At 69.3% G+C, this 9,700-nt stretch carries 9 protein-coding genes; 1 reads left to right on the forward strand and 8 read right to left on the reverse strand.

Translation table 11 applies throughout. The features are described from left to right. Window positions 1-1,084: aminotransferase class III-fold pyridoxal phosphate-dependent enzyme (locus ACESL7_RS08865; protein WP_372892959.1), on the reverse strand; the 1,084-nt coding region annotated here is incomplete at its 3' end. Between the two features lie 156 nt (window positions 1,085-1,240). On the opposite strand from ACESL7_RS08865, the gene smpB reads away from it, so the two are divergent. Beyond that, window positions 1,241-1,723 carry an SsrA-binding protein SmpB gene (gene smpB / locus ACESL7_RS08870; protein WP_372892960.1) on the forward strand — a complete coding sequence of 161 codons (483 nt, stop codon included), beginning with the start codon at window positions 1,241-1,243 and terminating at the stop codon, window positions 1,721-1,723. A 797-nt stretch (window positions 1,724-2,520) separates the two neighbouring features. On the opposite strand, the gene ACESL7_RS08875 is transcribed toward smpB, so the two are convergent. The 7 genes from ACESL7_RS08875 to ACESL7_RS08905 all read right to left on the reverse strand — a co-directional run. Beyond that, window positions 2,521-3,393, reverse strand: a complete 873-nt coding sequence (locus tag ACESL7_RS08875) for a Brp/Blh family beta-carotene 15,15'-dioxygenase (protein ID WP_372892961.1) — start codon at window positions 3,391-3,393, stop codon at window positions 2,521-2,523. Next, window positions 3,390-4,499, reverse strand: a complete 1,110-nt coding sequence (locus ACESL7_RS08880) for a lycopene cyclase family protein (protein WP_372892962.1) — start codon at window positions 4,497-4,499, stop codon at window positions 3,390-3,392. The genes ACESL7_RS08875 and ACESL7_RS08880 overlap by 4 nt, the downstream gene beginning before the upstream one ends. Then, entirely contained in the window at window positions 4,486-5,337 is an 852-nt protein-coding gene (locus ACESL7_RS08885; RefSeq protein WP_372892963.1) for a phytoene/squalene synthase family protein, read from the reverse strand. The genes ACESL7_RS08880 and ACESL7_RS08885 overlap by 14 nt, the downstream gene beginning before the upstream one ends. After that, complete coding sequence (gene crtI / locus ACESL7_RS08890; protein ID WP_372892964.1) at window positions 5,334-6,842, reverse strand: phytoene desaturase family protein; 1,509 nt, start codon at window positions 6,840-6,842, stop codon at window positions 5,334-5,336. Before crtI ends, ACESL7_RS08885 begins: the two co-directional genes overlap by 4 nt. Beyond that, window positions 6,832-7,656, reverse strand: coding sequence for a polyprenyl synthetase family protein (locus tag ACESL7_RS08895; protein WP_372892965.1), 825 nt, complete (start codon window positions 7,654-7,656; stop codon window positions 6,832-6,834). The genes crtI and ACESL7_RS08895 overlap by 11 nt, the downstream gene beginning before the upstream one ends. 69 nt (window positions 7,657-7,725) lie before the next feature. Continuing rightward, a complete protein-coding gene (locus ACESL7_RS08900; protein ID WP_372892966.1) occupies window positions 7,726-8,526 on the reverse strand; it encodes a bacteriorhodopsin-like in 801 nt (266 codons plus the stop codon). A 601-nt stretch (window positions 8,527-9,127) separates the two neighbouring features. Then, window positions 9,128-9,700 (reverse strand): hydantoinase B/oxoprolinase family protein (locus tag ACESL7_RS08905; RefSeq protein WP_372892967.1); only part of this gene is annotated, 573 nt, incomplete at its 5' end.

The raw sequence follows: 9,700 nt of genomic DNA on the forward strand, positions 1-9,700 counted from the left end.
GCACGCCCTCGAAGAGCTGCGCGCCCCGCGCCGCCGCGTTGGCCTTGGTGTCGAGGCGGCGCGTCTCCTCGAGGCAGGCGACGACCGCCGCCGCGCCCACCGGGTGCGCCGAGTAGGTGTAGCCGTGGTAGATCGCGCCGGCGGCCTCGGCCGTCTCGAAGACCTCGGCGACGCGCTCGTTCACCAGCGCCGCGCCGACGGGGAAATAGCCCGAGGTGATGCCCTTCGCGGTGCTCATCATGTCGGGCTTCACGCCCCAGTGGCGCGCGCCGGACCAGTCGCCGGTGCGTCCGAAGCCGGTGATCACCTCGTCCGAGATCATCAGGATGCCGTGGCGGTCGCAGATCTCGCGCATGAGCCCCATGAAGCGCGCGGGGGGCACGATCACGCCGCCCGCGCCCTGGATCGGCTCCATGATGAAGGCGGCGATGGTGGAGGGGTCCTGGAAGGCAATCTCGTCCTCGGCCATGGCCGCGATCCGCTCGGCGAGGCGGTCGGGGTCGGTCTCGTCGAAGGGGTTGCGGTAGGTGTAGGGCGAGGGCAGGTGGAAACATCCCGGCAGCATCGGCTCGTAGGCGGTGCGGAAGCGCGCGTTGCCGTTCACGCTCGCGCCGCCCCAGTGGGTGCCGTGGTAGCCCTTCTTGAGCGACAGGAACTTGATGCGCCCGGGCTCGCCCCGGAGCTTGTGGTACTGCCGTGCGAGGCGCAGGCAGGTGTCGACCGAATCGGACCCCCCCGAGGTGAAGAAGACCCTCGCCATGCCGTCCTCGGCGAAGACCTCGCGCACCGCCCAGCTCGCCTCGATCGCCGCGGGGTTCGAGGTGCCCGCGAAGGCGGAATAATAGGGCAGCTCCGAAAGCTGGCGCGCAATCGCCTCCTTCACCCGCTCGTTGGAATAGCCGAGGTTCACGCACCAGAGGCCGCCCACGGCGTCCACCGCCGAATGCCCGTCGATGTCGGTGATGCGCACACCCTCGGCCGAGCGGACGATTCGCGGCCCCTCGGCCTGCGCGGCGCCCGGATGGCCCATCGGGTGCCAGAGATGGCGGGCGTTGTTCTCCCTGAGAAAGTTGTCGTCCTTCATGCGGTGCACTCCACGGCGAGGGATTTGATCAAACCCTATCACCGCCGCGCGCCGCGTCCAGCATCCGCTTTCACTGCTCCCCGAAGCGCCGGCCGCGGTCGCGGACCGCGAGATCGCCTTGGACACGGCACGCCGGAAGGCTTACATCGCCACGTCATGGCGAAGAAGGACGACAGCGCGTCGAAGAACTACAGGGTCGTGGCGGAAAACCGCCGCGCCCGCTTCGACTACGCGATCCAGGACGAGATCGAATGCGGCATCGCCCTGCAGGGCTCGGAGGTGAAATCGCTCCGGGAAGGCGGCGCGAACATCGCCGAGAGCTACGCGGCGGTGGAGAACGGCGAGCTCTGGCTCGTCAACAGCTACGTCGCGCCCTACGAACAGGCCAAGACCTGGGGCCACGACGAGCGCCGCCGCCGCAAGCTGCTCGTTCACCGGCGCGAACTCGCCCGGCTCTGGAACGAGACGCAGCGCAAGGGCATGACGCTGGTGCCGCTCGTCCTCTACTTCAACCACAAGGGCGTCGCGAAGCTGAAGATCGCGATCGGCAAGGGCAAGCGGAAGGCCGACAAGCGCGAGACCGAGGCGAAACGCGACTGGCAGCGTCAGAAACAGCGCCTGCTCAAGGAACACGGCTGAGGCGGAAGCGCCGTCCCGTACCTTCCCGGCCCTCCTGCGCGGCCCGCCCTCCGCCGGAGCGCCGCGCGTTCGGTCGGCACCTTTACGGAGGGGCGAAGGTGTCTCCGACGTCGGAACGCTCGAGCCGGCGGTGTCGGTAACCTGTGTCGGTGCGCGAGCCCGGCGCAAGCGGCACCCTGCGCCCGTCAGGGTCGATGTGGCGCGCAGGGCACCTTTGCAAGCGGTCCATGCGTGCAGACATGGAGACCCCGCCTGGGTGCAACGTCCTGTCCGGTCTGGGCCTGGCGTCCCGATTGCCGGGGGTGGATCCGGCGTCCTGTAGCGGCCCGACACGATCGTCGCCGCGAGCGCGCGCAGGGGTCCGCCCGCCTGTCCTCCATGGTCCCGAGGCGACGGACCGTGAGCCCGGTCTCCATCCCTTGGCAGGTGCTGGAATGTCCTCGGGTGAGCCCTCCTGCCCCTTTCTTCTCCGGCGCTTTCCGGCGGCCGGCTCTGGCGGCGGCCGCGACGTGGCCCCTCGGGCTGCGAGATGGTCCGGGAACACTGCCATCACCGGCTGAAGCCCCCATGCCGGACACCCTCGGCTCGAAACCCAGCGAAGCTGAAGCGATCGTTCAGACGATCCTCGGGATGAGCTTGGCGGGCCCTTCGATGTCGCGGCAAAGGCCCCGGCCGGCGTTCGGGCCCGGATCCGGAAAGCCGGAGGCTGTCACGATCGTCGTTGGCCAGGACGCATGCGCCAGGATCGGGTGAAGGGAGTCATCGCTCCCGGGCCATGTCTTGCAGAACGCCCGACGTCATGCGGGTGCGCTGTCGGTGCGACGGAAGCGATCCACCAGGATCATGTGCGGCACGGTCAGCGCGGCCAGACCGATGAAGATCACGCGGATGCCCTGTTCGCTCATCGTGGTCATCGTCCCGGTCGCGCCGTAACGCAGCGCAAGCAGGCCGACGAGGGTCACCATCGCCGACAGCACGACCGCGACGAGGAGCGCACGCCGCCCATCCGGGACCGCGGCCATCGTGGCCGTGAAATGCCGGATGGAGTGCAGGGCACAGAAGTAGACGGCGAAATACATCAGCGGTGGCAGCGCGGCCGCGACCGCCCAGAGGGTGGCCTGCTCCAGCGCGGCCGCCCCGCGCGCACGGGGCGACGCCAGCACGGACGCGGCAAGCATCAGGAGTGCCAGGGCGCCGGCCAGCGCCACGGCATCGCTCGCCAGCGCGGCGCCCTCTCGCGGGGCGAGCACCGCGAAGATCGTCTCGACCTCGCCGTGGTGGAGCAGCGCCGGCGCTCCCACGGTCGCCAGCCCCCCGGACCAGCGCAACGACGGCACCTCGCCGGCCCAGTCGTCGGAAAAGTGCAGCGCCGAGTAGGCAAGGAACGCCAGAAGCGCGACCGCCGGCAGAAGCAGCCAGACGCCCACCACCGCGCCCGACAGGCCGAGGTAGAGGGCTGCGAACATGAGCTTCCTGCCGGGGCTGTCGAGCGGCCAGAGCGCCTCGGCGATGGGCAGGTCGAGCGCCCCATGCGGTAGCCCGAGGATCGCGACCAGCGGCGCCAGGAGCACCACCTGCATCGGCAACGGCGGCAGAAACAGGGCGTAGAGGGCCGTTATGCCGAGGCCTGCCAGCGCGAACAGAGCCGTCTGCCAGTGCGCCGCGATCATGCCGGAACGAGGGCGGCGCGCAGGAAAGGCAGCACGGGAAGCGACGTCATCACCGAAAGGCGGTCCGCCGGGTGGATCGAGCCGGACAGGAACCGTTCCAGCCGGTCGGAGGCCGTGTTGCGAAACAGGCTTTCGAACAGGGCCGGCCCGCGGTCCGGCACCGTCTGGATGACCTGCAGGAACACACGATCCATGAAGCGGCTGAAGGGCCCGTCGAGCGCTGCCGGCACGTCGTGGCCCTGATCGAGGGCGCGCGCGACGAGATCGGCCTGTCGCTGGATGCGCGTGAAGGCATAGCCCGTGGAGGGCCGTGCGGCACCGCCGCCCAGACCCATGCGAATGCACCCGTCCGGCGAAGGGTCGTGAAAGCCCACCTGCATGGGCAGTGCACCGTGCTCTTCGCGCAGGACCTCGTGTCGGCCGGTCTCGAGCAGGTCGATTTCCTCCTGCAGCCATGCCTCGAACACGTTGCGGCCGGGCGATCTCGGGGCGAAGGAGGTGACCTCCACCAGCGCGAGATCGCGCGCGTAGGGCAGGATGTAGACGAAATCGACACCAGCGCTGCGCGCGGGCCTGAACTGCATCAACTGGACGACGCCGGGATCGAAGACGGGCCTTTCGGTGCGGATCTCGCGGCCGAGGAAGAACTGCCCGTAACCGGGCACCCGCCGCGGCGGGCGCGTGTCGATGACATGGCCGGCGCTGAGCTGGCCGGCATCGGTATCGATCCGCCAGCCATGAGGCGTCTCGTGCACGTCGTGGGCCGCCGTTCCCGAACAGAGCTCGGCGCCGTGGGTGTCGTCGATCAGCGCCTGGGCCCGGTCGTAGAATGCGCCCGCTCCGACAGTCTGATACCGAAGGTCCCGCGAGGCGCGACGGACAGTTCCGGTGGGCCCGGTCACGTCCCACGTCGTCCAGGAGGTGCGGACGCAATCCTCGAACGGGTCCCGCGCGGTCCGCCAGAAGCTCCAGGTGCGATCTTCGCAATACGTCTCCCGCGGCTCGATCACGCGCAGGCTGCGTCCGGCCGCTGCAAGCCGGACCGCGACGCTCAACCCCGCGCAGCCCCCACCCAGAATGGCGATATCGACGTCAGGTCGCGGCATGGTGGCCCTCATGTGGCGGGGTCCGGCGGGCCTGCAGCTGGCCGGCCACGGCGGTAAGCGAAAGCCGAAACTTCCTGCGCGCAGGCACGAAGACGCGGCCCGACAGCGGATCGCACGCGCGCGCGCGCAACTCGTCCCCGATGCCGGCGTAGAGACCGCTCGCGGTCGCCACGGCGAGCCGGAGCCTCAACGGAAGGGCGGGAAGCCCCGAACGACCGGACAGGTAAAGCGCATCGGCCCGCGTCAGGAGCTCGGCGACCGCCGCACGCACGTCGCGCGCCGCCTCCGGCGTACCGGCGGCGATGGCCGAGGGCGCGTGCGGACACAGCGTGGCGGGCAGGTAGCGGCGACCCGCCTCGGCGTCAGGCTGCACGTCGCGGCAGATGTTGGTCATTTGCATCGCCTTGCCCAGATCGGTCGCGGCCGGGTGCCAGCGCGTGTCCACGTCGAAGAGTGCGCAGACCATGACGCCGACCGTGCCGGCCACACCGGCGCAATAGCGATCGAGTTCCGCCTCGTTCCGGATGGCGAGCGGCCCGGTATCCTCCGCGACCGTCTCGACGAGGTGGCGGAAAGCGGCAAGACCCGCAGCGCGATCCGACAGCAGATCGCGGGCCTCGCGCACCAGGGGGTCCGCGCTCCGTGCGCAGTCCAGATCCCGCGCCAGCCGGCGCAGCCGCTCCCGGATCTCCGCCCCGCCGACGGTATCGGCCAGGTCGTCCACGGTGCGGCAAAGCGCGTAAAGCCGGGCGATCCGCGCGCGGTCGCGCCGGTCCAGCAGCATGGCCGCCGGCGCGAAGCTGCGCGCGTGGCGCTTCATGACCTCTTCGGGCGTCATTCGACGCGGACCGCCGCCGGAACCAGGGAGTCGAGCACCTTGGCCGACGACACCACCCCCGGCAGCCCGGCGCCGGGATGCGTTCCCGCCCCCACGAAATACAGGCCGTCGACGCCCTCTGCGCGGTTGTGGAAGCGGAACCATGCCGACTGCGAGAAGAATGGCGACAACGAGAAGCCCGCGCCATCCACGGAAAGATAGTCGGATCTGAAATCCTCGGGCGTCATGGCGAACTCTGCCGTGATCGTCTCGGACAGGCCGGGCAGCATGGTTTCATCGAGGGCCTGCACGATGCGGTCCCGCAGTTTCGGGCCCTCCACCGACCAGTCCTGTCCCCCGGCCAGGTTCGGCACCGGGCAGAGAACGTAGAAGCTGTCGCAGCCCTCGGGCGCGAAGCTCGGGTCGCTCGCCGTCGGGCGATGCACGTAGAGCGAGAAATCCTCGGCCAGAACCTTGCGATGGAAGATGTCGCTCAGCAGGCTCTTGTACCGCTCGCCGAACCAGACGGTGTGGTGGGCGACCTCCGGCCAGGTTCGTTTGGCGCCGAAGAACAGGACGTAAAGACCCATCGACAGCCTCCCGTGACGCGACCGCAGTTTCGCGGTGGACGCGGGCACCTCGGCGGGAAGCATGTTCCGGTACACGTGCACCGGATCCATGTTCGACACCACGATGTCGGAGGCGAGACGCCGGCCGTCGTCAAGAACGACGCCGGTGGTGCGCCCGTCCTCGACATCGATCCGGTCGATCGTCGTGTCGAGCGAGATCGTGATGCCTTCCTCGCGCATCAGACGGTCCAGCGCATCGACGAGCGCACCGGTCCCGCCCATGGCGAACCAGATGCCGTGCGTGCGCTCGAGATGGTTGATCATGCCGTAGATCGCGGTGGTATCGAACGGGTTGCCCCCGACAAGGAGCGGCTGGATCGAGAAGGCCCGCCTCAGCCTGTCGTCCTTGATGAAGCGGCTGACCATCCCCCAGACGCTTTCGTAAGACCGCAGGCGAAGCAGGTGCGGAACCTGCCGAAGCATGAACCCGACCGAGTGGAACGGCGTCGTCGACAGACGCTGGAAGCCGATGTCGTAGATCTTCTTGGACCATGCGCCCATGCGGCGGTAACCCGCGACGTCGCCGGGCGACAGCCGCGCGATCTCTGCCTCGGTCGTGGCTTCGGTCTTGCCGTAATCGAAGGTCTCGCCGTCGTGGAAATGGAACCTGTACCAGGGATCGGGCTCCACCAGATCCACGTAATCCGCCATGCGCCTGTCGAACAGGCTGAAGAGTTCCTCGAACAGGAAGGGCGCCGTCAGCACGGTCGGGCCTGCATCATGGCGAAACCCCTCGTGCTCGAAAACCTGCCCCCGGCCTCCCAGACGGGAACAGCGATCGATCAGGTGCACGTCGTAGCCGCGCGCCCGCAGGCGCAAGGCGGCTGCGATCCCGCCGAAGCCCGCACCAGCGACGATTGCCCGCTGTTGCGGTCCGAAACTCGTGTCACGCGGCATTCGCATGCTCCGTCAATTTGCTGTCCATGCGGTCAGCGAGGTTGCAGAAGGACGCCCCGGTCTGTCCCGGCAGCCCTGCCGCGCGATGTCGCGCGGCGTGCAGCGCGTCGCGCGCGGCGGATCGGGCCAGCGACACGCCTTTGTCGCCGGTCCCGAGACGCGTGCAGAGGTTGACCCGGCCCGAGGCGCGGTCCGCGTCGCGGTCCCGGATGTCGTCGATGGCCTGATAGGCGAAGGCCAGCGTGTCGCCGACCTCGAGCGCGAGGCTGTCGCCGGGCGCGTTCGCGGCCGCCAGGGCCAGCCGGACCGGCAGGGCGATCAACGTGCCCGTCTTCTCGGCCACGAGAGCGCGATAGGCGTCGAGGTCGAGACACGGTTTGCGCAGGTCCCGTGCCTGTCCGTTTGCCGTGCGCGCGATGGCCGCATGCATGAGCCCGATCGCTCTTGCTGGATCGGGATGAGACGCCATCGCGGCGAAGGCCGCCGAGATCATCACGTCACCGACGCAGACCGCCGCCGCGGGACCGAACCGGCGCCAGACCGCGGGATGTCCGCGACGTGTGGCGTCGTGGTCCTGCAGATCGTCATGCACCAGCGACGCGTTGTGCAGAAGCTCGGGGCCCACGGCGCACGCCTCTGCCGCGCCGGGCGCAAGCGCCAACGCCCCGGCCGCCTCCAGCCCGAGGCGGGCCCGCACGCGGCTGCCCCCGGTGGACAGGTGATACTGCGCGCCCGCCCCGACGGGTCCGGCGCCGCAGAGGTCGATCATCCTCTCGTCGATCTGGTCAAGGACGGCACTGGTGTGACGTGGCATTCCGATATCCCGGCATCGTGACGTCGCGCGCAAGGTGGCCGCCCGCGTCACCGCGGGCGGCCCCGGTGGTTACTCGGCCGGTTGCGGCGACGCCGTCTCGGCCGGTTGCGTCGATGCCTTCATCTTCTCGAAGTAGGCCACGCTCTTCCTCTGTGCGATGAGGAAGATCAGCACCCCGAACACGGCCTTGGCCACGAGATCGGCGATGGTGTAGCCCACCTCGATCACCGTCGTCGCGGTCGCGCCATCGAGGCCCACGGCCCCGGCGAAGTAGACGATCGGGTAGAAGGCCCAGCTCCCGACGACCAGATAGCGTGCCGCGCTCACGAGACCGCGCGCATCCTCCGGCTGGCTTTCGATCGACTCGGACAGGCCGACGAAGAGCTCGTAGATGATCCAGAGGAAGGGGATCATCGACGCGATACCCCAGAACCAGCGTGCTCCGGCGGAGGTCGCGACCTCGCCCGGGTAGCCGAGGGCGATCATGAGCGCGGCGAGAAGTCCGAGCCGCGTCGCCCGCGACACCGTCTCCGACCGGCTCAGCCCCATGACGAGGATCAGTTCGACCAGCAGCAACGGCACGGTCAGCAGCCAGTCGACGTAGCGATAGGCCTGGTTGAACGCGTAACCGGTGGTCGCGATCGTGCCGTCCGCGACGTCGAAAGCCGCGTTCCAGCTCTCGAAGATGCGGAAGTAGTGATAAGCCGCGATGAAGGTCACCAGCCCGGTGATCGTCATCGCCGTCTTGTATTGCGGCGCAACCTGACCGCGACCAAGCCAGAAGAAGACCGTGGCCGCCGCGAGGGTCGCGAACGCAAACGAAAACGCGTTGTAGATCAGTTCGTACTGCCCCACTGACAGGTTTTCCATGGATCGCTCCTCTTTGCATACGTTCATGTACACTCGCGATGACCTAACGGTGTCTCGGCGACTGGACAGGCGGTGCGACAGGATGTCTGGAATCCGGCCGCGCACCCGGCCGCGGCCCTCGCACCTCCGGCTGACGACGGAGGTTTCCCCTCCTTGTCTCAGGCGTCAGCACGTGCTGTGCATGTGACGGACCTGCGTCGCGCAACAGGCATGCTGTGGTCCCGCCATGCTGCCCCGCGCCCCGACCGGGCCCTGTCGCGCCAGGACGTCGGGATGCGCTTCCCCGACCCGGACGCGTGATGGCGTTCGGTAGAGCGGCACCGCCCGCACCGCTGCCTCGCGTGTTCCGGGATCGCGGTGCACCAGTCGCATCAAAGGGGGCTTCGGGGCCCTGATCCACGCTCGGGGGCAGGGCCGGTGTCTGCCAAACGTGCTGGCGCGCGGGCCTCGGGGAAGCCTACGCCAGTGCACGGGCTGTCGTTCGCGCGCGCGGAGACGCGCCGCGGATCTCGACGCGACCGGGTCGTGCAAGGGCAGGGCGGCGCTCCGCGGGACTACCGGTCAGGGCCGCGTTCCGCCTTCCGCGAGCGGTCGCCCGCCCTTATCCCTCCTCCGCCGGCCCGTATCCCCCGGCGGTGGGCGTCGTGACCACCACGGCATCGCCGGGGGCGAGTTTCGCCTGATCCGCGGCGCGCAACGCCTCGACCGTGCCGTCGGCGCGCCTGATCTCGGTGCGGCCGACGCGGCCCGCGGCACCGCCGTTCAGCCCCTGCGGCGGGCGATCCCGGTGCGACGACAGGATCGCCATCTCCATGTCCTCGAGGAACCGGATGCGCCGCGTCGTGCCGTCGCCCGCCGGGAAGCGCCCCGCGCCGCCCGAACCCGGGTCGATGCGGAAGTCCTCCAGCAGCACGGGATAGCGCAGTTCCAGCACCTCCGGGTCGGTGAGGCGCGAGTTGGTCATGTGGACATGCACCCCGTCGGTCCCCGCGAAGCCGGTGCCGTCGTTTCTCACGCCTGCCGGGCTGCCGGAGCAGAGCGTCTCGTAATACTGGTGGCGGGCGTTGCCGAAGGTGAGGTTGTTCATCGTGCCCTGGCTGTTGGCCATGGCGCCCAGCGCGCCGAAGAGCGCGTTGGTGACGTGCTGGCTGGTCTCGACGTTGCCCGCGACCAC

Origin of the sequence: Rhodosalinus sp. (genome assembly GCF_041685465.1) — a bacterium.
In the GTDB taxonomy this organism is placed as follows: domain Bacteria; phylum Pseudomonadota; class Alphaproteobacteria; order Rhodobacterales; family Rhodobacteraceae; genus Rhodosalinus.

Excerpts from the sequence above, each read along its gene's own strand:
- smpB (WP_372892960.1), top strand. The coding sequence starts at position 1,241 with ATGGCGAAGAAGGACGACAGCGCGTCGAAGAACTACAGGGTCGTGGCG.
- ACESL7_RS08875 (WP_372892961.1), bottom strand. The coding sequence starts at position 3,393 with ATGATCGCGGCGCACTGGCAGACGGCTCTGTTCGCGCTGGCAGGCCTC.
- ACESL7_RS08880 (WP_372892962.1), bottom strand. The coding sequence starts at position 4,499 with ATGCCGCGACCTGACGTCGATATCGCCATTCTGGGTGGGGGCTGCGCG.
- ACESL7_RS08885 (WP_372892963.1), bottom strand. The coding sequence starts at position 5,337 with ATGACGCCCGAAGAGGTCATGAAGCGCCACGCGCGCAGCTTCGCGCCG.
- crtI (WP_372892964.1), bottom strand. The coding sequence starts at position 6,842 with ATGCCGCGTGACACGAGTTTCGGACCGCAACAGCGGGCAATCGTCGCT.
- ACESL7_RS08895 (WP_372892965.1), bottom strand. The coding sequence starts at position 7,656 with ATGCCACGTCACACCAGTGCCGTCCTTGACCAGATCGACGAGAGGATG.
- ACESL7_RS08900 (WP_372892966.1), bottom strand. The coding sequence starts at position 8,526 with ATGGAAAACCTGTCAGTGGGGCAGTACGAACTGATCTACAACGCGTTT.